This window comes from Nocardia sp. NPDC059228 (assembly GCF_042754245.1).
Taxonomy (GTDB): Bacteria; Actinomycetota; Actinomycetes; order Mycobacteriales; family Mycobacteriaceae; genus Nocardia.
This window is the reverse complement of sequence record NZ_JBHZAL010000006.1, coordinates 52,970-77,302: the sequence shown is the minus strand read 5'-3', so window position 1 is coordinate 77,302 and position 24,333 is coordinate 52,970. Positions and strand designations below refer to the sequence as shown.

Below are 24,333 nucleotides of genomic sequence, written 5' to 3'. Positions count from 1 at the left end.
CGGGGTAACAGGGCCGCGAACCGCCTGGAGCGAAGCGGAAGGCAAAATAGACACTGTGTTCAGCAATATCGGCTGGGGCGAGATGCTCATTCTGCTCGTCGCCGCACTTGTGATTCTGGGTCCGGAGCGTCTGCCCGGCGCCGTTCGCTGGACCGCGCACGCCCTGAAACAGGCACGCGATTACGCCACCGGCGCGACTCAGCAATTGCGCGATGAGCTCGGCCCGGAATTCGACGAGATCCGGAAACCGTTGGAGCAGTTGAACGAACTGCGCAGTATGAATCCGCGATCCATGGTCACCAAACACCTGCTCGACGGGGACGACTCGATCCTGAACAGCTTCAACGACCTGACCAGTTTCGACAAGCCGGTGAGCTCCCCGAACAGCGGAAACGGTTACACCAACAGCGGATCCGGCCCGATTTCGATGCCGAAGGAACAAAAACCGCTGGAGCGCAACGAACGTCCGCCGGTGGATCCGGACGCCACCTGAGATCAAATATGTCGACCGGACTTGACGCATGATGCTGTCCAGCTATCTAGACTGCGCACATGTCGGCCGACGAGGTGGCCCGGGTATTCGCGATCGAGGACAAGGTCGAACGCCTGAAAGCCGCCACCGAAGGCGTGGCAGCCGCGCAGCAGCAGATCAATGAGCTGACTCGCATCCGCCGCGCCGTCATCCGCGAACTGCATGCCGAGGGCTGGACGTTCGCGAGAATAGGTGCGGCCGCGGGACTTTCCCGCGCCCGCATCCACCAGGTGAGTACGCAAGGGCCAGTACCGGAAGGTCTGTTCTTCGGGCATGGACCGCTCACCATCCTCACCCCGGACGTCCGCAGCACGACGCGCGCCATCGCCCTCGTGGGTGCGCCCGATGCCGCGGCGCCGCACCGGCTGGTCGAGCTACTGCGCGAACTCGGCTTCACCGCCAATGTCCAGCGCTTCCTGCCGGGCCGCCCGCTCGACCTCGACCGGGACGGCCTGATCGTGCTCGGCGGGCCCGAATTGTCGCCCAGTCTGCGGTATCTCGTGGCCGCGGACCCGCGCCTGCGCCGCACGGTGGCGCGCGCCGGGCGGGTACGCCGGGGCATCGAGGACCGGGCCGCCCGCCGCGTCTACCGCCCGGGCGGCACCGAGCCCTACGACATCGCCTACCTGGCCCGCCTCCCCCGCCCGGACGGCAAGGGCAGCGTGCTGGTCATCGACGGCCTGCATCCGCCCGCCTCGCTGGGCGCGATCCGGTTGCTGGCAACCAGACTCGCGACCCTGCACGAGCGCGCGAGCACGCATCCGTTCTCGGCGGTGGTCGGCGTCCGGTACGACCGCTCCACCGGCGAACCGATCGAGGCCGACCTGCTGACGCCGATCTACCGCCACGACCGCTAGCCGGATGCATGGCCGGCATGATGGCGCGCAACGGAATCCAGCGAGGCGGCGCGGGCGAGGTCAGTGCGCCGTCGCCCGGCCCCTCGAGGTCAGGCGGCGGCCTCCTCCGGGCGGAGGGTGTTCATCGGGGGCCGGTCGGCCAGCGAGACTTCGGTGGCGTGGGCGATGAATTCGCCTGCGACCATGGGGAACTGGGTCAGGGCCGCGCCGGAGTCCTGAATTCCGCTGCGGCCCAGGACGGTGCCCAGGATCTGGCGGCTCATGACGCCCAGGTCGGCCAGCGGGCGGTTGCGGTGCTGGCGGACGCCGAGATTGACCTGGCCGATGCTGGACAAGCCCAGCAGGTCGTAAGTGTCGAGCAGCAGGCCGATTTCGACGCCGTAGCCCGGCGCGAACGGTACCGAGGTGAGCAGTTCGCGGGTGCCGGCGTACTCACCGCCCAAGGGCTGCAGCACATTCGACAGTTCGGGCCGCAGCGCGGCCAGCAGCGGGCGGGCCACCAGTTCGGTGACGCGGCCGCCGCCGTGGTGGTCCACCGATTCGCCGGTGCGCAGCGGGCGGCGGTAGTACGCCTTGACCAGGTGCATGCCGTCGACGGTGAGCAGCGGGCCCAGCAGCCTGGGGACGAAGTTGGGGTCGGGGTCGATGAGGTCGGAGTCCACGAAGGCGATGATGTCGCCGCTGGTGACTGCCAGCGAGCGCCACAGGCATTCGCCCTTGCCGGGGACGGGGTCGAGTTCGGGGACGGCTTGTTCGCGGGTCACCACGGTGGCTCCGGCCGCCTGTGCACGGGCGGCGGTGGCGTCGGTTGACCCGGAGTCGAGGACGACGAGTTCGTCCACCAGCGTGCCGAGCAGGGGCCGGATGCTGGCCACCACGGCGGCGACGGTGGCTTCCTCGTTGAGGGCGGGCAGCACCACCGAGACGGTGCGGTCGCCCTTGGCGGCGGTGAGTTCCGCTACCGTCCAGTCGGGGCTGTCGAAGGTGTTGGTGTTCACCCAGTCTGTTTTCATGCGAGACCTCGCAGGGTACGGGCGGGTGGGCGGTGACCCTGGATGGCGGCGATCATGTCCACCACCCGGCGGGTGTGAGCCACCTCGTGCACTCGAAAGACGCGAGCACCCGCGGCGGCCGACCAAGCAGTCGCTGCCAATGTGCCCTCCAATCGTTCGGACAGCTCGACGACACCAAGAGTCTCTCCGATGAAATCCTTATTGCTCAGCGCCATCAAGACGGGCCATCCGGTTTTCACAAGAACGTCTATCGCACGCAACAATTCGAGCCCGTGATAGGTGTTTTTGCCGAAATCATGGGTCGGATCGATCAAAATCGAGTCCTTGGCCACCCCTGCCGCCGCAGCATTTTCGGCCGCGGCCACCACCGTCTCGGTGACCTGGGTCACCACATCCGTGTACCGGACCCGGTGTGGACGGGTCCGCGGAATCGCACCCCCGGTGTGTGAGCACACAATTCCTACGCCCAGTTCGGCGGCGACGCCGACCAGATCCGGGTCCGCCCCCGCCCAGGTGTCGTTGATCAGATCCGCGCCCTCGGCGACCGCGGCCCGGGCCACGTCGGCACGCCAGGTGTCCACGCTGATGAGCAGATCCGGGTAGCGCTCGCGAATGGCCGCCACGAACGGCACCACCCGGCGAGCCTCCTCGATGTTGTCCACCTCGGCGCCCGGACCGGCCTTGACCCCGCCGATATCGACCAGATCCGCGCCCTCGGCGACGGCCTTGTCGACGGCCCGCATGGCGGCCTCGTCGCTGAACGTCGCGCCTCGGTCATAGAAGGAGTCCGGCGTCCGGTTCACGATCGCCATGACAAGCGCCCGATCCGTCGCCACCGGCTTCCCGCACAATGTCGGCAACGGCGCACACATGCCCTCGACTGTACCGAGGGCTGTGGCGCCACTGCTGGGCAGCCGACCGGAACCGGGCTCCGACCGGCTGCTGTTCAGTTGCCGGGCACGCGCCCCGCGGCCACGTCGGCGGCGTATTCGGAGTATGCGGGAACGTAGCCCTCGGTGCGGCCCGCGAGGACGTAGAGGGTGCTCTCGTCGTCGGGGGTGTAGCCCTGTTTGCGCAGTTCCACCTTCCGGTTCTTGAAGGTGGAGGTCTGCTCCAGCTCCGGCACCACGCGGATGAACAGCGGCACGGCGTAGGCCGGCAGGTGGTCGTAGAGCACTTTGGCGGCGACCTTGCCGTCGAAGTGCCCACCCTCGTGCAGCGTCACAGCGGCCATGCCCGCCTTGCCGTCGGTGCCGGGGATGTCGACGCCGAAAACGACCGCCTGCGTGACCGAGTCGATGCCGTCGAAGGCGCCCTCGACCTCGGTGGTGGCGACGTTCTCGCCCTTCCAGCGGAAGGTGTCGCCGAGGCGGTCCACGAACGCGATGTGTCCCCAGCGCTGGTCGCGCACCAGGTCGCCGGTGTCGAACCAGCAGTCGCCCGGCTCGAAACCGTCCCGCACGAGCTTGGATTCGGTGGCGGCGGCGTCGGTGTAGCCGTCGAAGGGCGAGCTCGTGGTGACCTTGGCGAGCAGCAGCCCGACCCCGCCCGGCGGCACCCGGCGCAGGCGGCCGTCCGGGTGGCGCAACGCCTTGCCGGTGGCGTCGTCGTATTCGACGATGGCGAAGGGCAGCGGGGTGAAGCCGGCGGTCCGGGCAACCGAGAAGGCGTTGATGAAGGCGACATTTCCCTCACTGGCCCCGTAGAACTCGACGATCCGCTCGATGCCGAAGCGCTGCTGGAACTCGTCCCAGAGCTCGGGCCGCAGGCCGTTGCCGACGCAGAGCCGGACGGTGTGCGCGCGGTCGGCGGGCCGGGCCGGCTGGTTGAGCAGGTAGCGGCACAGCTCACCGATGTAGATGAAGGCGGTGGCCTGGTTGGCGATGGCCTCGTCCCAGAAGCGGGTGGCCGAGAACTTGCGGCCCAGCGCGAAGGTCGCGCCGCCCGCGATCACCGAGGACAGCGCCACCGTGAGCGCGTTGTTGTGGTACAGCGGCAGACAGCAGTACAGCGTGTCCCGGCCGTCGAGCCGGACGCCGAGTCCGCCGATGCCGGCCATGGACTTGGTCCAGCGCAGGTGGGTCATGACGCTGGCCTTGGGCAGCCCGGTGGTGCCGGAGGTGAAGATCAGGTAGGCGCGTTCCCCGGCGGTGATCTGTTCGGTCACAGCGGGATTCGAGGCGTCGGCGGTGCGGGCCTCGGCGGCCAGCTGCTCGGACCAGAGCAGGGCGGGCCGGGCCTCGGTGAGGGTGTCGAGGGCGTCGGCGCACTCCTCACCGACCACGTCCAGCACCGAGTTCAGCAGCCGGAAGCTGTGCTGCAGCACCACGTCCCGCTGATTGTGGTTGAGCAGGCCCGCGGTGGCGCCGAGTTTCACGGTGGCGAGCACGGTGAACAGCGCCTCGGCGCGATTGACCATCAGGATGCCCACCACGTCGCCGCGCTCGACCCCGTGCGCGGCGAGCACCTTCGCGTACCGGTTGACCTCGGAGTTGGCCTCGCCCCAGGTGTACACGCGCCCTTCGAATTTCAGGAAGGGCCGGTCCGGGTGCCTGGCCGCGCCGCGCTGGAAGAACAGCCCGATGGATGCCTTGTCGCCGGATTTCACCAGCATGTGCACGACATTGCGGAGCATGCCGGGGGCCTGCCTCGCCATGCCGGGCAGACTGCGGACCAGGTCGAGCAGGCTCACCGTCGAACGGACATCGGTATTCACTTCGCTGTGCTCCTCGCGCTCACGTCCCCCGCCGCCCACCCTTACCGATTCGCCCGATCTTGTCGAGTGAAACCAGATGGTTTCTCAACGGCCGGGACGCAGCGCCTCGAAAGCGGAGTCGAAGTCCTTGGTCACCAGCACCCGATCGATCGCTTCGCGGCCCGCGTACCCGCGCAGCCGCAGCCCCTCGACCCACTCGAACAGGCCCGCGTAGTGGTCCTGCGGATCGAGCACCACCACCGGCTTGGCGTGCACGCCCAGGTAGGCCCCGGTCCAGGTCTCGAAGAGTTCCTCGAGCGTGCCGATGCCGCCGGGCAGGGTCAGGAAGGCGTCGGCGCGGTCGTCCATGACCTGTTTGCGCTCGCGCATGGTGTCGGTGACGATCAGCTCGTCGGCGTCGGTGTCGGCGACCTCGCGGTGCACCAGCTTCTTGGGGATCACCCCGACGGTCCTGGCCCCGGCGGCCCGGGCCGCCTGCGCGACCGCGCCCATCATGGACACATTGCCGCCGCCGGACACCAATTGCCAACCGCGACGGCCGATCTCGTCGCCCACCCGGGTGGCCAGATCCAGCGCGACCGGATCGTCCACGCTGGCCGAGCAGTACACGCAGACCGCGTAGGCGGTGCTCACCACTGATCCTCCACGCCCGCCTCGTCCAGCTCGCGGCGCGCCTGCGCGGCCTCCACCACGATCCGCACCACCTCGTCCACGCTGTCGGTGATGTGCAGCAGCCCCAGATCGCCGGGGGCGACCTTGGCCGAGCCGAGCAGCGAGTCGCGCATCCAATCCATCAGTCCCGCCCAGTATTCGGTGCCGAACAGGATGATCGGGAAGCGGGTGATCTTGCGGGTCTGCACCAGGGTCAGCGCCTCGAACAGTTCGTCGAGGGTACCGAAACCGCCGGGGAGGCAGACGAATGCCTGGGCGTACTTCACGAACATGGTCTTGCGCGCGAAGAAGTACCGGAAGTTGATGCCGAGGTCGACCCACTCGTTGAGGTGCTGCTCGAAGGGCAGCTCGATACCGAGGCCGATGGAGTATCCGCCCGCCTCCGACGCGCCCCGGTTGGCCGCCTCCATGGCGCCCGGTCCACCGCCGGTGATGACCGCGAAACCGGCTCGGGCCAAGGCACTTCCGATGGCCATACCGGCCTCATACTCGGCCGACTCGGCGGGGGTGCGGGCGGAGCCGAAGACCGCCACCGCGGCCGGCGCCTCCGCCAAAGCGCCGAAGCCCTCGACGAATTCGGCCTGGATGCGCAGTACGCGCCAGGGGTCGGTGTGCACCCAGTCGGCCGGCCCGCGCTCGTCCAGCAGATGCTGATCGGTGGTGCCTATGCCCTTCTTACGATCCCGCCGCAGCATGATCGGCCCGCGAAATCGTGGCGTCTTGGGCGAGCGCACACCCTCGTACTCGGCGTCAGCAGACATGCAGCCAACCGTACAGGGAGCGGGTGACCCCCGCCGGTCGCTCGATCAGCGGGGTGTTGAACAACTACTCAGCCTTTGGCGCCGGTGAGGTAACTGCGCAGCATCGACGTCACCTGGGTGATCTGGTCGACGGGCAGGTGCTCATCGCGCTTGTGGGCCAGATTCGGGTCGCCCGGGCCGAAATTGACGGCCGGGATGCCGCGGGCGGCGAACCGCGAGACATCGGTCCAGCCGTACTTGGCGCGGACGCCACCGCTGCCGTGTGCGTGCACGATCTCGATGAGGTCCTTGGCGGCCGGATTGGACAGGCCGGGCAGGGCGCCGGGCGCGCCGTCGGTGCGCTCGAAATCCAGTTCCAGACCGGCGAATACCTCGCGCACGTGCTCGGTGGCCTGCTCCAGGGTGCGGTCGGGGGCGAAGCGGAAGTTCACGTCCACGGTCGCCACGTCCGGCACCACATTGCCGGCCACGCCGCCCTCGACGCGGACCGCGGACAGGCCCTCGCGGTAGGTGCAGCCGTCGATCTCGACCGCGCGCGCCTCGTAGCGGGCCAGCCGCTCCAGGATCGGGGCGAGACGGTGAATGGCGTTGTCCCCCAGCCAGGCTCGCGCGGTGTGCGCACGCACGCCGGAGGTGGTCAGCCGCACCCGCAGGGTGCCCTGGCAGCCCGCCTCGATCCAGCCGCCGGAGGGCTCGCCGAGAATCGCCAGATCGCCCGCGAGCCACTCGGGCAGTTCACGTTCGATGCGGCCCAGGCCGTTGAACTCGGCCGCGATCTCCTCGCAGTCGTAGAAGATCAGGGTCAGGTCGTGGACCGGATCGGCCACGGTGGCCGCCAGGTGCAGGAAGACCGCGTCACCGGACTTCATGTCGACGCTGCCGCAACCCCACAGCTGCTGTTCGCCGTCCGCGGTGGTCTCGAAGTGGCCGGGGACATTGTCGGCGATGGGCACGGTGTCCAGATGTCCGGCGAGAATGACGCGAGTGGGCAGCCCCCGATTGGTGCGCGCCAGCACGGTATTGCCGTGCCGCAGGATTTCGAATCCGGTGGTCTGTTCGTGCAGCGCCGTTTCGACGATGTCGGCGATGACCTTCTCGTTCTTCGACACGCTCGGAATGTCCACGAGCGCGGCGGTGAGTGAAATGGGGTCGGCACTCAGATCGATGGTCACTTGATCCACCATAAAGGAGGAATAACCTCCGTTCTCCGCACGGTCGCTGCGTTGGCACAAATCGGCACCGCATGCGGTATGAATTCACAGCCCGGTAACGTAGGGGGACGTGAGTACACAGGGAGCATCTGCAGTCGGCCTAGCCACCGTCACCGTCAACGGCACAGTCCTGGACACCTGGTACCCGTATCCCAGCCTCGGGACCTTCTCCGCCGACGAGGTCGGCACCGTCCGGCTCGATGCCTCGGATCCCGAATTCGCGAAGTTCGCCGCGTCGGTCGGCACGGACGAGGCACGCCGCGTGGAGATCGTCGCGGTGCGGACCGTCATCGCCGATCTGGCCTCCGCGCCGATCGACACGCACGACGCGTACCTGCGTCTGCACCTGATCTCGCACCGGCTGATCCGCCCGCACGGCGCGAACCTGGACGGCATCTTCGGCCTGCTGGCCAATGTGGTGTGGACGAACCACGGCCCCTGCTCCAACGAGGAATTCGAGCTGACCCGGCTGAAGCTGCGCGCCCGCGGCCCGGTCACGGTGTACGGCGTGGACAAGTTCCCGCGCCTGGTCGACTACGTGCTGCCGTCGGGGGTGCGCATCGCCGACGCCGACCGGGTGCGGCTGGGCGCGCACCTGGCCTCGGGTACCACGGTCATGCACGAGGGCTTCGTCAACTTCAATGCCGGCACGCTCGGCAATTCCATGGTGGAGGGCCGGATCTCGGCCGGTGTGGTGGTCGGCGACGGCTCCGACGTCGGCGGCGGCGCGTCCATCATGGGCACCCTGTCCGGCGGCGGCAAGCAGGTCATCTCGCTCGGTGAGCGCTGCCTGCTGGGCGCGAACTCGGGCCTGGGCATCTCGCTCGGCGACGACTGCGTGGTGGAGGCGGGCCTGTACGTCACCGCCGGCACCAAGGTCGCGCTGCCGGACGGCGCGGTCGTGAAGGCCGGTGAGCTGTCGGGCAAGTCGAACCTGCTGTTCATCCGCAACTCGCTGACCGGCGCGGTCGAGGTCCGGCCCCGCAAGGGCACCGGCATCGAGCTGAACGCGGCGCTGCACGCCAACGACTGACTCCAATGCCGCGAAAACCCCTGCAGGCTTGCGCCGCAGGGGTTTTCGTCATTTCACGTTCAGTGGTAGAGGCCGCGCCAGAGCGCCGCGGAGCCGTCCATGACGGGGAACGGGATGCCCGGAGTTGCACCGGCCCGGCCCCGAAACCTCCAGCACCGGACCTCCGGTGTCAGAGGCCGAAGGCGATGACCCGTTCGGGGGTGATGCGGATCAGCTCCGGGGACAGGCCCGGGTACCACGGCTCCACGTCCCGCAACGCCTGCGCGGTGCCGCGGATTTCGAGGCACCGCACCGTCCAGGGATCGACGGAGGGGACATCGTCGACCACGAAGGCGACCCGCTCCTCCTCGAGCAGATTGCGGAACTTCTGGCTCGCGCCCAGATCGAGCCCACCGATGTCGATGGTGCCCAGAGCCGCGTTGTAGCGGAAGCCCACCGGATTGTTCTGCGGTGAGCCGTCCGGACGGATGGTGGCCAGCCGCCCCAGTCGCTGGCTGTTCAGGTACTCGATCTGGGCGGGCGACAGCGATGCGGTCATACCGATCACGGTAGGACCTCGAGTGCACTCGAGGTCAAGACAGCAGTTTCTTCTGGACCTTGCCCATGGCGTTGCGCGGCAGGCCGTCCACCACGCGTACCTCGCGCGGCCGCTTGTGCACCGAGAGTTCGCCCGCCACATGGGCGATGAGCTCGTCGGCGATCGCCGCGCCCGCCCCGGGGCGGAGCACGACATAGGCGACGATGCGCTGCCCCAGATCGTCGTCGGGGACGCCGACGACCGCGGTCTCGGCCACCGCCGGATGCCCCAGCAGCGCGGTCTCGATCTCGCCCGCGCCGATGCGGTAGCCACCGGACTTGATGAGGTCCACCGATTCCCGGCCCACGATGCGGTGGAAGCCCTCGGCGTCGATGACAGCCACGTCGCCGGTCCGGAACCAGCCGTCGGCGGTGAAGTTCTCGGCGGTGACCTCCGGCTTGTTCAGATAGCCGTCGAAGAGCATGGGTCCGCGCACCTGGAGTCCGCCGACGCTCTCCCCGTCGTGCGGCACCGGGTCGCCCGCCTCGTCGCGCAGCCGGGTCTCGACGCCCGCCACCGGGGTCCCGACCCAGCCCGGGCGGCGTTCGCCGTCGGGCCGGGTGGACAGGGTGATCATGGTTTCGCTCATGCCGTAGCGCTCGATCGGAGCGTGCCCGGTGAGCTCGGCGAGCCGCTCGAACACCGGCACGGGCAGCGGCGCGCTGCCGGAGATCAGGATCCTCGCCTTCGCCAATTCCCGTGCGGCGTCGGGATCTTCGGTGATTCGCGACCACACGGTGGGCACGCCGAAGTACATGGTGCCGTGCGCGTCGGCGTACGCCTTCGGGGTGGGCCTACCGGTGTGGACGAGCGGGCTGCCGGCCCGCAGCGGGCCCAGCACGCCGAGGATCAGGCCGTGCACGTGGAACAGCGGAAGACCGTGCACCAGAACATCTTTCGAGGTCCAGCCCCACGCCTCGATGAGCGCGTCCAGGCCCGCCGCGATGGCGTCGCGACTGAGCATCACGCCCTTCGGCGCGCCGGTGGTGCCGGAGGTGTAGAGGATGAAAGCCGTTGCCTTCCCGGCGGGTTCGGCGTATCGATGCCAGGACCGTGCGTGCTTGCGCACCGGGATCACCGGCAGATCGGAGCCCTCGGGAGCCGTGCCCAGCCAGGCCTGCGCACCCGAATCCCGCAGGATGTGCGCCAGTTCCGCACTGCCGGAGTCCGGCGGCACCGGCACCACGGTCACCCCGGCGATCAGGCAGCCCACCACGGCGAGCACGGTGGTGACGGTCGGTTCGGCCAGCACGGCCACCCGGCGCGCCTGGGCCACGCGTTCGGCGACGGAGGTGGCCGCGCCGAGCAGATCACTGCGCGACAACGTCTCCCCGTCGATGGTGACGGCATCCGGGATATCGGCTCCGGCGGCGATGGCGGCCGGGTTCAACGAGCTCAGCAACAGCGGCGACACGGGCCCACGCTACCGGAGCCGCTCGGCAACGAATCGCTTGCGAACCCGCCGAGCCGGTTGACAGGTGACCCGAGTGGGTAAGAAAGTTTCTATATAACTTTCTCACCCGAGGATGTGGTCAACGATGACCAGGCCGCTGCACGACTGGTCCGAATCCGCAGCCCCCGCACCGGAGATCGACGTCCGCCACTATCTGGACGGTGCGGCGGGCTTCTTCGGCGCGGCGGCGAACGTGATCATGCAGCTCTCCCACCCGCCGGTCGGATACGGCGTGGTGGAGAGCCCGGTGGAATCCGGGAACGTCATGGTCCATCCCCTCAAACGGCTGCGCACCACCCTCACCTACCTGGCCGTGGCCCTGCTGGGCACCGAGGAAGAACGTGCGGCCTATCGGGAGGCCGTCGATTCCGTGCACAAGTACGTCCGGTCCCACACGAACAGCACCGTGAAGTACAACGCCTTCGATCCCCGGCTGCAGCTCTGGGTCGCGGCCTGTCTGTACTGGGGTGCGCGTGATCTCTACGAGCGCATGCACGGACCCATGGACGACTACGACGCCGACGCCTTCTACCTCCACGCCGCAAGGCTCGGCACCACGCTGCAGGTGCGCCCGGACATGTGGCCCGCCGATCGCGCCGCCTTCGACCGATATTGGGACGAGAACCTCGCCAAGACCCGCATCGATCCCAAGATCCGGGCCTACTTCGAGGATCTCATCGACCTGAGAATGCTGCCCCGCCCGTTCCAGCTGGCCTTCGGCGGCGTCCACCGCTTCTTCGTGACCGGCCTGCTGCCGCGGCATCTCCGCGACGAGATGGGCATGACCTGGACGCCGCGGCAGGACCGAGCACTGGCCCGGATGCTGCGGCTGGCCGGTGCGGCCGAATCGGTCGTGCCGCCGTCACTGCGGGCCTTCCCGCTGAACGTCTATCTCACGGATATGCGTCTGCGGCGCAGGCTGGGCCTGCGGCTGGTGTGAAACCCGGTGCGGGTCAGAGGATCCGGAATCCGGGAATGATGTGGTCGCGAGCGAACTGCCGCAGCGCGACGGGATCGTCGAGCGGAATGACCGTCTGCGGCGTCAGCGCCAGCGACAGCGCCGCGCGGGCGATCATCTCGGCCAGCGGCAGCGGATCGTATTGCGGCAGTTTGCCTTCCGCCTGCAGGCGGGCGATGAACTCGGCAAGGTAATCGCGGCCGAGTTCGATGACCGGCGCGCCCTGCACGGTCAGATAGGGCAGCACCACCTCGGGTTCGGTCTTGAGCAGGCGGCCCAGCAGCTGATTGCCGCGCAGGCCCTCGATGAACGCGATGAAGAGCACGGTGATCTGCTCCTCGGCGCTGGCGTCGCGTTCGACCGGAACCTGCACCGCGGCGTCGATGTCCTCGACGAGCTGGCGAGCCTGACGCAGGCCGACGGCCTGGATGAGGTCGTTCTTGCCCGCGAATCGGCGGTAGAGGGTGGCCAGCGAGAGCCCGCCGCGGCGGGCGACCTCCACCATGCTGGTGCGTTTGATGCCGAAGTCCAGGAACGCCATCAGCGCGGCATCGAGGACCTTGGCCTGGTTGTGATCCTCGGGGCCGGATCCGCGGACGAGCGGCAGCAGTTTGGCCAGTTTGGCCATGGTCCGGGCCCTTTCCGGTCGCAAAGAAACGGTGAGGCACTAATCTTCGCACATTGACATGATCACCCTGCGATGAGAGGGTGAGTGGCGAAATTTCTCACACTCTCCTCATGGGTGAGGAGTGACGACGAGGAGCCGAGTCAACGATGACCGCCCCCCTGCGCAAGTTCGACGAGTTCCCGCGGGCCTACGAGCCGATGACCCCGGAATCCGTGCGTGAGCACATCGACGGCGTCGCGGCCTTCCTCGGCGGCGCGGCCAATGTCGTCATGCAGCTGTCGCTGAAACCCGTCGCGTACGGCGTCATGGAGAGCGACGTCGACAGTGGCAAGGTGACGCTGCACCCGATCAAGCGGCTGCGCACCACCCTCACCTATCTGTCGGTCGCGCTGCTCGGGAACGACGACGACCGCCGCGACTACCGTGAGGCCGTGAACCGCTCGCACCGCAGCGTCCACTCCAAGCCCGGCAGTGCGGTCAAGTACAACGCCTTCGACCCCGAGCTGCAGCTGTGGGTGGCGGCCTGCCTCTACTGGGGCGTCGACGATCTCTACCATCGCATGCGCGGCCCCATGAATCCCGAACTGGCGGAAGCCTTCTACCAGTACGGCGCGCGGCTGGGCACCACCCTGCAGATGCGTCCCGAGATGTGGCCCGCCACCCGCGACGAGTTCTACGTGTACTGGGAGGAGAACCTCGCGACCAAGTCGATCGATGCTCCCACCCGCAAGTACTTCAACGACCTCACCGACCTGAAGATGCTGCCCTGGCCCCTGCAGATCACCCTGGGCGGCCTGCACCGCTTCATCGTCACCGCCCTGCTCCCGCCGCACCTGCGCGAGGAGATGGCCATGACCTGGTCCGCCCGCGACGAGCGCATCTTCGCCGGCTTCCTGCGCCTGATCTCCGCGATCTGGACCCGCATGCCCACCCCGATCCGCCTGTTCCCCTACAACTTCTACCTCGCCGACATGCGCCTCCGCCGCCGCCTCGGCCGCCCCCTGGTCTGAACCAACTCTCGGACTCTCAGGGATTTCACCCCTGAAACTCCGTCCAGAGCAGGACCGCACGCCCGAGTGTGCGGCCCTGGCGCGCCCCGGGAACGAACCCGTGACCGCGAATTCTCAGGCGCGGTCAGCTAGGGCACGAAGGAAGAAGCCGAGGTTGGCGGGACGTTCGGCGAGGCGGCGCATGAGGTAGCCGTACCACTGGGTGCCGTAGGGGATGTAGACGCGCAGGGAGTGGCCGTCCGCGACGAGGCGGCGCTGCTCGGCGTCGCGGATGCCGTAGAGCATCTGGAACTCGAAATCGCCTGGGTTGCGATGGTTTTCGATGGAGAGGGCGAGGGCGGCGTCGATCATGGCCGGGTCGTGGGAGGCGATCATGGGGTACCAGGCGCGGCGAAAGAGGACGTCGAGGCAGCGCAGGTAGGAGGCGTCGACCTCGGCGCGGCGCCGATAGGCGACGGTCGCCGGTTCCTGGTACGCGCCCTTGCAGAGGCGGACTCGGGTGCCGTCGGCGGCCAGGTCGCGGGCGCGGTCCTCGGCCTGACGCAGGTAGGTCTGCAAAGCGACGGCGAGCCAGGGGAATTCGGCGCGGGCCTGGCGGACCGCCTCCAGGGTGCCGGCGGTGGTGGTGTGGTCCTCGGCGTCGACGGTCACCCAGACGTGCCGCTCGGCGGCCTTGGCGCACAGCTTGTGCAGGTTCTCCGCGGCGATGGCCGGCCCGTCCTGACCCAGCGACCGGCCGAGCGCCGACAGCTTGAGCGAGACCTCCACCCGGGGGATGTCGGTGTGCGCGCCGGGCATCACCTGGTCGGCCTCGGCCAGGTCGTCGATGAGCGAAAGGTATTCCGCCACCGCGGCATCGGCCTGGGCACGCTCGGTCGTGTACTCGCCCAGGAAGTCGACACTCACCGCGCGGCCACTCGCCAGCAGCTCACGCGCCACCGGGACCAGCCCGGCCCGGGTCTCCCCGGCCACGAACCGCCGGACCACCGCGGCGGTGACCGGCACCCGGGTGATGGCGTCCTTCATCCGCGACGATCCGGCCGCGGCCAGAATCGCGGGCCGCAGCGGATTCATCGCGTCTCCATGTGGGGGTAGCGGTAGTCGGTCGGTGGTACGAAGGTCTCCTTGAGAGTGCGGGGCGCGACCCAGCGCAGCAGGTTGAGGTAGGAGCCCGCCTTGTCGTCGGTGCCGGAGGCGCGGGCCCCGCCGAAGGGCTGCTGCCCGACCACCGCGCCGGTGGGCTTGTCGTTGATGTAGAAGTTGCCCGCGGCGAACCGCAGTGCGTCCGAGGCGGTTTCGACGGCCTTGCGGTCGCGGGCGAAGATCGCGCCGGTGAGTGCGTAGGGCGAGGTCCCGTCCACCACCTCGAGGATCTCGGCGAACGAGTCGGGGGCGCTGTCGTCGTAGACGTACACCGACAGAATGGGCCCGAAGTACTCGGTGGCGAAGGCATCGTCGCCCGGATCCTCGCCGAGCAGCACGGTCGGCCGGACGAACCAGCCCTCGCTGTCGTCGTAGCCACCGCCCGCGGGGACCGTGAGCCCGCGGTCCTTCGCCTTCTCGATGGCGGCCACGCACTTGTCGTAGGCGCGGTTGTCAATCACGGCCCCACCGAAATTCGACAGATCGGCGACATCGCCGTAGGTCAGCGACTCCACCTCGGACAGGAAGTCCTGCCCCATGCGCTGCCACACCGACCGGGCGATATAGGCGCGCGAGGCGGCCGAGCACTTCTGCCCCTGGTATTCGTAGGCACCACGAATCATGGCCGTGCGCAAGGCATCCGGGTCGGCGGACGGGTGGGCGAGGATGAAGTCCTTCCCGCCGGTCTCTCCCACCAGCCGCGGATATCCGTGGTAGCGGCCGATATTCGAGCCGACGCTCTGCCACAGGTACTGGAAGGTGCGGGTGGAACCGGTGAAGTGGATGCCCGCCAGCCGCGGATCGGCCAGCGCCACCTCCGAGAGCTGCGCGCCGCTGCCGGTCACCATATTGATGACCCCGGGCGGCAGGCCCGCCTCCTCCAGCAGCTTCATCGTGTAGTACGCCGACAGTGTCTGTGCCGAGGAAGGTTTCCAGACGACGGTATTGCCCATGAGCGCGGGCGCGGTGGGCAGGTTCCCGGCGATGGCGGTGAAGTTGAACGGCGTGATGGCGTAGACGAAGCCCTCCAGGGGCCGGTAGTCCATCCGATTCCACACGCCCGCCGCCGATTCCGGCTGAACCGCGAGAATCTGCCGGGCGAAGGCGACATTGAAGCGCCAGAAGTCCACCAGCTCGCAGGGTGCGTCGATTTCGGCCTGCTGCACCGTTTTCGACTGGCCGAGCATGGTGGCGGCGGCCAGGGTCTCGCGCCAGGGCCCGGCCAGCAGGTCGGCGGCCCGCAGCAGAATGGCGGCCCGTTCCTCGAAAGGCATGGCCTGCCAGCCGGGCGCGGCGGCCGTCGCCGCCGCGATGGCCGCGCGCGCGTCGTCGTGGGTGGTGTGGGTGTAGGTCCCGAGTGCCTGGCGACGCCGGTGCGGCATCACGATGGTGTGCCGCTCGCCGCCACCGGGCTGATGCTTGCCGCCGATGACGAGCGGCACATCCACGGGGTCGGCGGCGAGAGCGGCGAGCCTGCCGGCCAGCAGCTCGCGTTCGCGGCTGCCGGGGGCGTAGGTGTGCACCGGTTCATTGCCGGGAGCAGGGACAACCGTGACAGCGTCCATATCCAAGGCTAACGCGATCGCCGCTGCCCGACCGGAACGAACACGCCCCGGTCGGCCCCGCCGACGGAATTTCTCCGTCGGCGGGGCCGCTTCCTCAGTGGAAGTCCTGCGAAATGATCGTCTCGATATTGCGTTCCGCGAGTGCGGTGATGGTGACGAACGGGTTGACGGTGGTGAGGCCCGGAATCAGGGAGCCGTCGATGACGTACAGGCCCGGGTACTGGGTGAGCCGCCCGTAGTTGTCGGTGGACACGTTCAGCACGCAGCCGCCGAGCGGGTGGTAGGCGAAATCGTCGCCCCAGGTCTTGTATTCGCCGAACAGGTCGGTCCGGTAGATGGTGCCTTCCTTGCTGTTGATCTTGTCGAAGATGCGCTTGGCGGCGTCGATGCTCGGCTGGTTCCAGGCGGTCTGCCAGTTCAGGTCCACGCCACCGGATCCCGAGTTGTAGGAGAAGGTGCCGCGATTCGGGTTCTTGGTGATGGCCAGGTACAGGCTGGCGAAGGTCTCGATGCCGGCCGGGAACGGCGATACCTCCGCGAAGGCCGGGCCGCCGCTGTCGGCCCAGTTGTCGATGCCGACGCAGGGGATGCAGGATTGCAGGCTGCCGGTGGCGTCCCAGGCCTGGTTCTGCCGGGCCACCATGACATTGCCGTTGTTGCCCCAGCCGGCGCCGATCGAGTCCGGCAGATTGCCCAGCTTGCCGGTGGCCTTCTGGGTAACCAGCAGCTTGCTGGTCCCGACACTGCCGGCCGCGAAGAAGACCTTCTGCGCCGTAACGGTTTTCGCCTTGACGGTATTGCCGCTGGTGTCGATCTGGTTCATCGACACCGAGTAGCCGCCGCCATTGGCCGGCGCCACGATGGTGACCACGTGCTGCGGCACGATGGTCACCTTGCCGGTGCCCGACGCCGCCGCCAGATAGGTCTTGTCCAGTGAGTTCTTGCCGTAGTTGTTGCCGTAGATGACCTCGGCGTTGAGCGCCGACCGCGTGGCGGTGCCGGCCTGCTCCTGCTTCATGTAGTTGAAGTCGTAGACGTTGGGCACGAAGGTGTACGCGAACCCGGACCGCTGCGCCTGCTTTATGCCGACGCGTGCGAACTGATAGCAGTCCGCGCCCTGGAACCAGGTCTGGTCGATGTTGTTCACCTTCAGCCCGGCATTGGCGCGCGGGTAGTAGGTGCTGTACATCGAGCCGGCGTCCACCGACGGCAGGATGCTGGCGAAGTTCTCCTGCTTGGGCGTCACCGCCATACCGCCGTTGACCAGCGAGCCGCCGCCCACGCCGCGGCCCTGGTAGATCCGGATCCCGCTGAACTGCTCGGAATCCAGCACACCGGTGTAGCGGGAGATGGACTTGTTGTAGGGCGCGCCCATGAAATGGTTGACCGGCTGGTCGGTCTCGGTGCGCAGCCAGAAGGACCGGCCGTCCGGATTCAGCATGTTGCAGAAGACCTTGCCGTCGGACCCCGGCTGGCTCCAGGACATGCCCTTCTCGACCATGACCACGTTCTGCCCGGCCTGCGCGAGCCGCAGCGCCGCGACCGCGCCGCCGTAGCCGGTGCCGATGACCAGAACCGGCATCGTGTCACCGTCATTGATCGATCCCGTGGGTAGTGCCCGGGCCAGGGGCGCCTTCGGTAGTAGCGCAGCCGCCCCCAGAATGACACCTGTTGCAGCTAGGAACCCACGTCGGCTGACATTGCTGCCATAGACACTCTTACCGGGGGTTTCATAAGACAGACCACGCACTGAAAGACTCCTCATCGAGTTGCGATGAGAACCTGTTATAGAGGTAGTGAAGAGAACGTGTGTCAGTTTTGAACAAAATTAGGGAGACGACAACTGATTTCGCGAGATGGGGGTAACTCCCCGGGTACGCCCAGAATGGTTTCGGCACCCAACCGCCGGCACGGGTTGCCAGGAGTGAACGGCTCCCAGCCGCCCGCTAAATACGCGGAGAGGCGGGACAGTGACAGTGACAGTGCGACCCTGACGGGACTCGAACCCGCGACCTCCGCCGTGACAGGGCGGCGCGCTAACCAACTGCGCCACAGGGCCTTGCAATCGCTCGGCCACCGGGCCTTGCAACGTCGTAGACGCTATCACGGGCCCGGTGGTAACGGGAAATCAGCTGGTCAGACGATCAGCGGCCGCGGTGATTCGTTCGTCCGTGGCGGTAAGGGCAATGCGCACATGCTGATTGCCGCGCGGGCCGTAGAACTCGCCCGGTGCCGCCAGGATGCCGCGCTCGGCCAGCCAATCCAGGGTCGTGCGGCATTCCTCGCCGCGCGTCGACCACAGGTACAGACCCGCCTCGGAGTCGTCGATCCGGAATCCCGCGCGCTGCAGGGCATCTCGCAGCACGACCCGCCGCGCCCGGTAGCGATCCTTTTGCTGAACCTCGTGTGCGTCATCGCCGAGGGCCGCGGTCATGGCCGCCTGGATCGGGAAGGGCAGCATCATGCCGGAGTGCTTGCGCACCTCCAGCAGCTCCGCCACGAGCTCCGGATCACCGGTCACGAAACCGGCCCGGTAACTGGCCAGATTCGAGGTCTTGGACAGCGAGTGGATGGCGAGCAGACCGGTGTGGTCACCGTCGCTGACCTCGGGGTCGAGGATCGACACCGCGCGGCCCTCCCAGGCCAGCCCCAGGTAGCACTCGTCGGAGGCGACGATGGCCCCGCGCTCGCGGGCGAACTGCACCACCTTGCGCAGGTGGTCGACGCCCAGCACCTTGCCGGTCGGGTTCGACGGCGAGTTGAGGAAGATCAGCGCGGGCCGCTCCGGGCCGAGCTGCATGGTGCCGTCGGCGCGCACATAGCGAGTCCCGGCGAGCAGCGCGCCCACCTCGTAGGTCGGGTACGCGACCTCGGGGATGACGACCAGATCCTGCGATCCCAGGCCGAGCAGCCGCGGCAGCCCGGCAATGAGCTCCTTGGTGCCGATGGCCGGCAGCACCGCCGCCGGGTCCACCCCCGTGATCCCGAATCGCCGCTTCAGCGCCGCGACAACGGCTTCGCGCAATTCGGGCGTACCGTGCGTGGTCGGGTAGCCCGGTACCTCCGCCACCGACGAGAGTGCCGCGCGGATCAGCGGATCCACCGGATCGACCGGTGTCCCGACCGAGAGGTCGACGATGCCGTCCGGATGCGACGCCGCCTTCGCCTTCACGGAAGCGATGGTGTCCCAGGGGAAATCGGGTAGCAGAGCGCTGACCCGGCCACGCGCGGTCAAATGCTCGTCCTACTCGCTGGCCATCGGCGGCAGCGCGGCGATGAACGGCGGGTCGTAGTCGACCTTGCCGACCTTGGTGGCGCCACCCGGCGAACCCAGGTCGTCGAAGAAGTCGACATTGGCGTTGACATAACCGGCCCACTGATCCGGGGTGTCGTCTTCGTAGAAGATGGCTTCCACCGGGCAGACCGGTTCACATGCACCACAGTCCACGCACTCGTCCGGTTGGATGTACAGCATGCGGCCACCCTCGTAGATGCAGTCCACGGGGCATTCCTCGATGCACGCCTTGTCCTTCACGTCAACGCACGGTTCAGCGATGATGTACGGCACTGCCGCTCTCCTAGTCTGTCCTCACATGCGGGATACTCCGCCCGGCGAAACCCTATCCCGGCCAGCCAACATTACTACTGCACAGCCTGCCCTAACTTTCGCCCTCGGCAACACCCCGGGCAGGCGTTCCGAACGCGACAACCGATCTCGTTGCGCCAGCGGTACCTCGTCGGGCACGTCCAAAATTCAGACACCCACCTGACCGCCGGCGCGGGTGCGCGACTCCAACGGCTCTCAGCCGTCCGCCGACGTCGCGGAGAGGCGGGCGAGCGAGCGGGTCCGTGGCACACCGTAGGTGGTGGTGCGCTGCCGGACCGGGCGGCCGATACCCGACGCGATCTCCGTCAGTTCCTCGACCGTCTTGGCTGATCCATGTTCGGAACCGGCCATGCGGGAGATGGTTTCCTCCATCAGCGTGCCGCCGAGGTCGTTGGCGCCGCCGTTCAACATGAGCCGGGTACCCGTGATACCAAGTTTGACCCAGCTGGTCTGAATATTCTCGATCCGGCCGTGCAGCATGATCCGCGCCAGCGCGTGCGCGGCCCGATTCTCCCGCACGGTCGGGCCGGGCCGGGAGGCGCCCGCGAGGTAGAGCGGGGCGCTCTGGTGCACGAACGGCAGCAGCACGAATTCGGTGAAACCACCGGTCTCGTCCTGGATTCCGCGCAGCACGCGCAGGTGACCCACCCAGTGCTCGGGATTGTCCACGTGGCCGTACATCATGGTCGAGCTGGAGCGCAGGCCCAGCCGGTGCGCGGTGGTGACGACATCCACCCAGGCCGAGGCGGGCAGCTTGCCCTTGGTCAGCACCCAGCGCACCTCGTCGTCCAGGATCTCGGCGGCGGTGCCCGGAATGCTGTCCAGCCCGGCCTCTTTCAGCGCCGACAGCCAGTCGTGCACCGACTGCCCACTGCGGGACGCGCCATTGACGATCTCCATCGGGCTGAACGCGTGCACATGCATCCCGGGGACGCGAGCCTTGATGGCGCGCACCAGATCCGCGTAGCCGGTGACCGGCAGCTCCGGATCGATGCCGCCCTGCATGCAGATCTCGGTCGCGCCCTCGACCCAGGCCTCCCAGGCGCGGTCGGCGACCTCGGCCGGGCTCAGGCTGAAGGCGTCGGCATCGCCCTTGCGCTGCGCGAACGCGCAGAAGCGGCAGCCGGTGTAGCAGATATTGGTGAAGTTGATGTTCCGGTTGACGATGTAGGTGACCTCGTCGCCCACGGCATCGCGGCGCAGCTGGTCGGCCAGCGCGGTCACGGCCTCCAGGGCCGGGCCGTCGGCGGTGGCCAGGGACAGGTACTGGTCGTCGGTCAGGCCCGCGGGGTCCCGCTCGGCGGCGCGCAAGGCGGCCATCACGTCGGCGTCGACACGCTCCGGGGCGGAGGAACCAGCCAGCTCGAGCACCTGCTCACGGATGCTCTCCCAGTCGCCGAACGCTCCTAGTGAATCATCAGCAATCCCAGCGTCGCTGCGGGATTCGGTCCGGCGGCCCTCGGCGTCGATGGCGGTGTGCAGGTCGATGCGGCCGACCGATTCCCAATCCTGGTCGGGCTCCTGCCAGGGCAGGCCGGACGGCTTCACGTCGGCGGCCAGGCCGGTCTTCGGATCCATCAGTGCCGCAACATGTTCGGAAATCCGCGGATCGATCCACGGATGGCCCGCCAGCACATACTTCGGGTGGGCGGTGATGCGCTCGGTGAGGACATAGCCGCAGTCGGCGGTGATCTGCGCGAGGGTCTCCAGATTCGGCCACGGCCGTTCCGGATTCACATGGTCGGGGGTGAGCGGCGACACCCCGCCCCAGTCGTCGATACCCGCCGCCAGCAGTGCCCGGCATTCCTCCAGCGACACCAGATTCGGCGGCGCCTGGATCCGCATCTTCGGCCCCATCAGCAGCCGGGTCACGGCGATGGCGGCCCGGAACTCCTCCATCCCGGCATCCGGGCTGTGGCGCATGGCGGTGTTCTGCTTGGCCAGGAAGTTCTGCACGATGACTTCCTGCACGTGCCCGAAAGCCTTGTGCACCTTGCGAATCGCGAGAATCGACTCGGCGCGCTCGACCACCGTCTCGCCGATGCCCACCAGGATGCCGGTGGTGAACGGCACCGACAGGCGTCCGGCGTCGGTGAGCGCGCGCAGCCGCACCGCCGGGTCCTTGTCCGGCGAACCGTAGTGCGCCTGACCGGGTTCGGTGAACAGCCGCGTCGAGGTGGTCTCCAGCATCATGCCCATGGACGGCGACACCGGCTTGAGCCGCGACAGCTCCTCCCAGCTCATCACGCCCGGATTCAGATGCGGCAGCAGGCCGGTCTCCTCCAGCACGCGAATCGCCATGGCGCGCACGTAATCCAGGGTGGAGTCGTAGCCGCGCTCGTCGAGCCACTGCCGCGCCTCGGGCCAGCGCTCCTCCGGGCGGTCACCCAGGGTGAAAAGCGCTTCCTTGCAACCGAGTTCGACGCCCTGCCGGGCGACCTCGAGAATCTCGTCCGGCTCCATGTACATGCCCTTGCCCTGCGCGCGCAGCTTGCCGGGCACGGTGACGAAGGTGCAGTAGTGGCAGCGGTCGCGACACAGATGCGTGATGGGGATGAACACCTTGCGGGAGTAGGTGATCGGCAGCACCTCACCCGTGTAGCCGGACTCCCGCAGCCCGGCATCGCGCACCCGCGCGGCCGACGCGCACAGATCCTCCAGATCGGCGCCGCGGGCGTGCAACAGCACCACGGCCTCGTCGAGATTGAGGGTCGCACCGTCCCGGGCGCGGCGCAGCGCACGGCGCATCGCGGAATCGGTGGGCACAGCGGCGGTGGGCACGGCAGTATCGGTGCGCACAGCGGAACCATCGGGCATGGCGGAACCCGTGGGCGCAGCCGAACTGCTGGTGGGCCTCGGCGGCAGGCTCGGGTTCGGTAGATCCGTCACGGTCTCGATCATGCGCCATCCATCCGGCTGTTCCGACTCGGGTGCCATGGAACGAGCCAACCTGCCACCCACGTCCGGTATTCCGAGTTGATTATTCGTATCCTCGAGTTCATCTATTCAAATCTCGGTTCCGATGAAATAGCCTCGCGGGCGTCCACTTCGCAGAAGAAGAGGGAGACCTTCGTGCTCGCGAAAATCCGCCGCGCCGCCGTCGTCGCCGGCCTGGGCGCCGCCGCCCTGCTGACGATCGCCACCAGCACCGCCTCCGCATTCGGACCGGTGCCGCCCGCCAATCCGTATCTGGGACCGGTGGGCACCGCGACCATGCACGGCGACGCCGAGGCCTCCGATACCACGCCACTGCCCGGCGTCGGCACCGGCGGCGTCAACGCGGACTTCCACGAGGAGGGCGCTGCCTGCCCGACGATCCTGCAGGGCGCGGACGGCTTCCCGCAGGCGCTGTGCACGAAGGTCACCGATCGCGCGCCGGAAGTGCTGCTGCTGGACCCGAACAACGGCAACACCCTCGCGCACCTCGACCTGACCAAGGGCAGCCTGCTCGGCGGGGTCTACGCCTACCTGGACAACCACGACCAGATGGTCACCGTGGACGGCTCGGGCAGCCTGCTGCGGATCGGGCACCAGCGCGGCTCCGACGGCTCCTGGTCACTGTCGATCGCCTCGAAAACCGATGTGACACAGGCGGTCACCGGACACTGCGGCGGCGGCACCTGCGATGCGGTCAGTTCGGTGTCCCCCGACTACCAGGGCCGGGTGTGGTTCGCCACCGACAGCGCCGCCGCCGGATTCGTCAGCACCGACGGCACCGCGCACTCGATCGTGCTCGCGCCCGGCGAGAACGTGGCCAACAGCATCGCCACCGCGCCCCAGGGCATGGCCGTGGCCACCGACCACGCGCTGTACCTGCTGAACGTGGACGGCAGCGGCAACCCGCAGATCGTGTGGCGGCAGGCCTACGACCGCGGCCCGGCCCGCAAGCCCGGCCAATTGAGCTGGGGCACCGGCGCGACGCCGACCTTCTTCGGACCCGGCGACGGCACCGAATACCTGGCCATCACCGACAACGCGGCCACCAAGGAGAACCTGCTCGTCTTCGACACCGCCACCGGCCGCCCGGTGTGCTCGGTGCCCGCCATCGACGGCACCGAGAACTCCCCCATCGGCTCGGGCAACAGCGTGTTCGTGGCCAGCACCTACGGCTACCCCTACCCGGCGCTGCCGCCCAACGCCGGCACCAGTCAGCCCGCGAGCGCGCCGATTTCGGGCGGCATGACCCGCATCGATGTCACCGGCTCCGGCTGCACCGTGGTCTGGACCAACACCGTGCCCTCCTCGGCGGTGCCGCGGCTGTCGGTCGCGGACGGCAAGATCTACACCTTCACCCGGCACTCCCTGCTCGGCAGCGGCAGCGGCGCACTCGGCAGTGGCAGCAGCAGCGGCAGCAGTGGCCTGGGCAGCGGCAGCGCGGGAGTGACCGACAACTACAGCTTCGCGGTGATCGACGCCGATACCGGCAAGGTCGACATCGAGCAGTTCGTCGGCGCGACCACCGTGAACGACACCCTGGAAATGGTCGGCACCATCGCGCCCGGCCGAATCCAATACCAGGGCGCCACGACCGGACTGTTCCGCATTACGCCCAAGTAGCGGACCGACGCCGCCGCGACAAACCGACCGTCCGGTCCTC

General features: G+C 68.2%; 21 protein-coding genes and 1 tRNA gene. 6 read left to right on the top strand and 16 right to left on the bottom strand.

The features are described 5' to 3' along the window. Positions 1-55: 55 nt before the first annotated feature. Complete coding sequence (gene tatB / locus ACFXKA_RS12535) at positions 56-493, top strand: Sec-independent protein translocase protein TatB (RefSeq protein ID WP_354833619.1); 438 nt, start codon at positions 56-58, stop codon at positions 491-493. A 59-nt stretch (positions 494-552) separates the two neighbouring features. After that, entirely contained in the window at positions 553-1,389 is an 837-nt protein-coding gene (locus ACFXKA_RS12530; RefSeq protein WP_354833617.1) for a hypothetical protein, read from the top strand. An 89-nt stretch (positions 1,390-1,478) separates the two neighbouring features. On the opposite strand, the gene ACFXKA_RS12525 is transcribed toward ACFXKA_RS12530, so the two are convergent. The 6 genes from ACFXKA_RS12525 to dapE all read right to left on the bottom strand — a co-directional run bounded on the left by ACFXKA_RS12525 (position 1,479) and on the right by dapE (position 7,723). Then, positions 1,479-2,402: a glucosyl-3-phosphoglycerate synthase gene (locus tag ACFXKA_RS12525; protein ID WP_354833615.1), complete on the bottom strand. Its 924-nt coding sequence runs from the start codon at positions 2,400-2,402 to the stop codon at positions 1,479-1,481. Continuing rightward, on the bottom strand, positions 2,399-3,274 hold the full coding sequence (gene folP / locus ACFXKA_RS12520) for a dihydropteroate synthase (protein ID WP_354833613.1): 876 nt from the start codon (positions 3,272-3,274) through the stop codon (positions 2,399-2,401). The genes ACFXKA_RS12525 and folP overlap by 4 nt, the downstream gene beginning before the upstream one ends. A 74-nt stretch (positions 3,275-3,348) precedes the next feature. Further along, positions 3,349-5,118 carry a long-chain-acyl-CoA synthetase gene (locus ACFXKA_RS12515; protein WP_379427270.1) on the bottom strand — a complete coding sequence of 590 codons (1,770 nt, stop codon included), beginning with the start codon at positions 5,116-5,118 and terminating at the stop codon, positions 3,349-3,351. Positions 5,119-5,202: 84 nt separating this feature from the next. Further along, complete coding sequence (locus ACFXKA_RS12510; RefSeq protein WP_354833609.1) at positions 5,203-5,754, bottom strand: TIGR00730 family Rossman fold protein; 552 nt, start codon at positions 5,752-5,754, stop codon at positions 5,203-5,205. After that, positions 5,748-6,551 carry a TIGR00730 family Rossman fold protein gene (locus tag ACFXKA_RS12505; protein WP_354833607.1) on the bottom strand — a complete coding sequence of 268 codons (804 nt, stop codon included), beginning with the start codon at positions 6,549-6,551 and terminating at the stop codon, positions 5,748-5,750. The genes ACFXKA_RS12510 and ACFXKA_RS12505 overlap by 7 nt, the downstream gene beginning before the upstream one ends. A gap of 68 nt (positions 6,552-6,619) precedes the next feature. Further along, positions 6,620-7,723 (bottom strand): succinyl-diaminopimelate desuccinylase, encoded by a 1,104-nt coding sequence (gene dapE, locus ACFXKA_RS12500; protein WP_354833605.1) that lies wholly within the window; start codon positions 7,721-7,723, stop codon positions 6,620-6,622. Positions 7,724-7,832: 109 nt separating this feature from the next. Here dapE and dapD point away from each other — a divergent pair, with 109 nt between their 5' ends. Further along, positions 7,833-8,795: a 2,3,4,5-tetrahydropyridine-2,6-dicarboxylate N-succinyltransferase gene (dapD, locus tag ACFXKA_RS12495; protein ID WP_379427269.1), complete on the top strand. Its 963-nt coding sequence runs from the start codon at positions 7,833-7,835 to the stop codon at positions 8,793-8,795. A 169-nt stretch (positions 8,796-8,964) separates the two neighbouring features. Here dapD and ACFXKA_RS12490 read toward each other — a convergent pair whose 3' ends face one another. Together ACFXKA_RS12490 and ACFXKA_RS12485 are read right to left on the bottom strand one after the other, a co-directional pair. Further along, positions 8,965-9,333: a PPOX class F420-dependent oxidoreductase gene (locus ACFXKA_RS12490; protein ID WP_379427268.1), complete on the bottom strand. Its 369-nt coding sequence runs from the start codon at positions 9,331-9,333 to the stop codon at positions 8,965-8,967. A gap of 34 nt (positions 9,334-9,367) precedes the next feature. Next, complete coding sequence (locus ACFXKA_RS12485) at positions 9,368-10,777, bottom strand: acyl-CoA synthetase (RefSeq protein ID WP_379427451.1); 1,410 nt, start codon at positions 10,775-10,777, stop codon at positions 9,368-9,370. Between the two features lie 133 nt (positions 10,778-10,910). Between ACFXKA_RS12485 and ACFXKA_RS12480 the strand changes: the two genes are divergently transcribed. Next, positions 10,911-11,765, top strand: coding sequence for an oxygenase MpaB family protein (locus tag ACFXKA_RS12480; protein WP_379427267.1), 855 nt, complete (start codon positions 10,911-10,913; stop codon positions 11,763-11,765). Positions 11,766-11,778: 13 nt separating this feature from the next. On the opposite strand, the gene ACFXKA_RS12475 is transcribed toward ACFXKA_RS12480, so the two are convergent. Continuing rightward, entirely contained in the window at positions 11,779-12,411 is a 633-nt protein-coding gene (locus ACFXKA_RS12475) for a TetR/AcrR family transcriptional regulator (protein ID WP_354833597.1), read from the bottom strand. Between the two features lie 146 nt (positions 12,412-12,557). On the opposite strand from ACFXKA_RS12475, the gene ACFXKA_RS12470 reads away from it, so the two are divergent. Further along, the gene (locus ACFXKA_RS12470; RefSeq protein WP_379427266.1) at positions 12,558-13,421 is read left to right on the top strand and encodes an oxygenase MpaB family protein; all 864 of its coding nucleotides are present in this window, start codon (positions 12,558-12,560) and stop codon (positions 13,419-13,421) included. Between the two features lie 114 nt (positions 13,422-13,535). Here ACFXKA_RS12470 and ACFXKA_RS12465 read toward each other — a convergent pair whose 3' ends face one another. From ACFXKA_RS12465 to ACFXKA_RS12435, 7 genes are all read right to left on the bottom strand, one after another. Further along, positions 13,536-14,495: a proline dehydrogenase family protein gene (locus ACFXKA_RS12465; protein WP_379427265.1), complete on the bottom strand. Its 960-nt coding sequence runs from the start codon at positions 14,493-14,495 to the stop codon at positions 13,536-13,538. Continuing rightward, on the bottom strand, positions 14,492-16,129 hold the full coding sequence (gene pruA, locus ACFXKA_RS12460; protein ID WP_354833593.1) for an L-glutamate gamma-semialdehyde dehydrogenase: 1,638 nt from the start codon (positions 16,127-16,129) through the stop codon (positions 14,492-14,494). The genes ACFXKA_RS12465 and pruA overlap by 4 nt, the downstream gene beginning before the upstream one ends. 94 nt (positions 16,130-16,223) lie before the next feature. After that, positions 16,224-17,711 carry a GMC oxidoreductase gene (locus tag ACFXKA_RS12455; RefSeq protein WP_379427263.1) on the bottom strand — a complete coding sequence of 496 codons (1,488 nt, stop codon included), beginning with the start codon at positions 17,709-17,711 and terminating at the stop codon, positions 16,224-16,226. A 403-nt stretch (positions 17,712-18,114) separates the two neighbouring features. Next, positions 18,115-18,188, bottom strand: a tRNA-Asp gene (locus tag ACFXKA_RS12450). A gap of 69 nt (positions 18,189-18,257) precedes the next feature. Then, positions 18,258-19,364 carry a succinyldiaminopimelate transaminase gene (gene dapC / locus ACFXKA_RS12445; RefSeq protein WP_379427262.1) on the bottom strand — a complete coding sequence of 369 codons (1,107 nt, stop codon included), beginning with the start codon at positions 19,362-19,364 and terminating at the stop codon, positions 18,258-18,260. Positions 19,365-19,373: 9 nt separating this feature from the next. After that, positions 19,374-19,697, bottom strand: coding sequence for a ferredoxin (gene fdxA / locus ACFXKA_RS12440; protein WP_040812194.1), 324 nt, complete (start codon positions 19,695-19,697; stop codon positions 19,374-19,376). A 234-nt stretch (positions 19,698-19,931) separates the two neighbouring features. Next, complete coding sequence (locus tag ACFXKA_RS12435; RefSeq protein ID WP_379427261.1) at positions 19,932-22,637, bottom strand: bifunctional FO biosynthesis protein CofGH; 2,706 nt, start codon at positions 22,635-22,637, stop codon at positions 19,932-19,934. A gap of 171 nt (positions 22,638-22,808) precedes the next feature. Between ACFXKA_RS12435 and ACFXKA_RS12430 the strand changes: the two genes are divergently transcribed. Further along, positions 22,809-24,293 carry a hypothetical protein gene (locus ACFXKA_RS12430; RefSeq protein ID WP_379427260.1) on the top strand — a complete coding sequence of 495 codons (1,485 nt, stop codon included), beginning with the start codon at positions 22,809-22,811 and terminating at the stop codon, positions 24,291-24,293. Positions 24,294-24,333 lie beyond the last annotated feature (40 nt).

Coding starts and splice junctions, on each gene's coding strand:
- ACFXKA_RS12505 (WP_354833607.1), bottom strand. CDS start 6,551: ATGTCTGCTGACGCCGAGTACGAGGGTGTGCGCTCGCCCAAGACGCCA.
- pruA (WP_354833593.1), bottom strand. CDS start 16,129: ATGGACGCTGTCACGGTTGTCCCTGCTCCCGGCAATGAACCGGTGCAC.
- folP (WP_354833613.1), bottom strand. CDS start 3,274: ATGTGTGCGCCGTTGCCGACATTGTGCGGGAAGCCGGTGGCGACGGAT.
- ACFXKA_RS12465 (WP_379427265.1), bottom strand. CDS start 14,495: ATGAATCCGCTGCGGCCCGCGATTCTGGCCGCGGCCGGATCGTCGCGG.
- ACFXKA_RS12435 (WP_379427261.1), bottom strand. CDS start 22,637: ATGATCGAGACCGTGACGGATCTACCGAACCCGAGCCTGCCGCCGAGG.
- ACFXKA_RS12470 (WP_379427266.1), top strand. CDS start 12,558: ATGACCGCCCCCCTGCGCAAGTTCGACGAGTTCCCGCGGGCCTACGAG.
- ACFXKA_RS12530 (WP_354833617.1), top strand. CDS start 553: ATGTCGGCCGACGAGGTGGCCCGGGTATTCGCGATCGAGGACAAGGTC.
- ACFXKA_RS12525 (WP_354833615.1), bottom strand. CDS start 2,402: ATGAAAACAGACTGGGTGAACACCAACACCTTCGACAGCCCCGACTGG.
- ACFXKA_RS12480 (WP_379427267.1), top strand. CDS start 10,911: ATGACCAGGCCGCTGCACGACTGGTCCGAATCCGCAGCCCCCGCACCG.
- ACFXKA_RS12490 (WP_379427268.1), bottom strand. CDS start 9,333: ATGACCGCATCGCTGTCGCCCGCCCAGATCGAGTACCTGAACAGCCAG.
- ACFXKA_RS12455 (WP_379427263.1), bottom strand. CDS start 17,711: ATGCCGGTTCTGGTCATCGGCACCGGCTACGGCGGCGCGGTCGCGGCG.
- ACFXKA_RS12475 (WP_354833597.1), bottom strand. CDS start 12,411: ATGGCCAAACTGGCCAAACTGCTGCCGCTCGTCCGCGGATCCGGCCCC.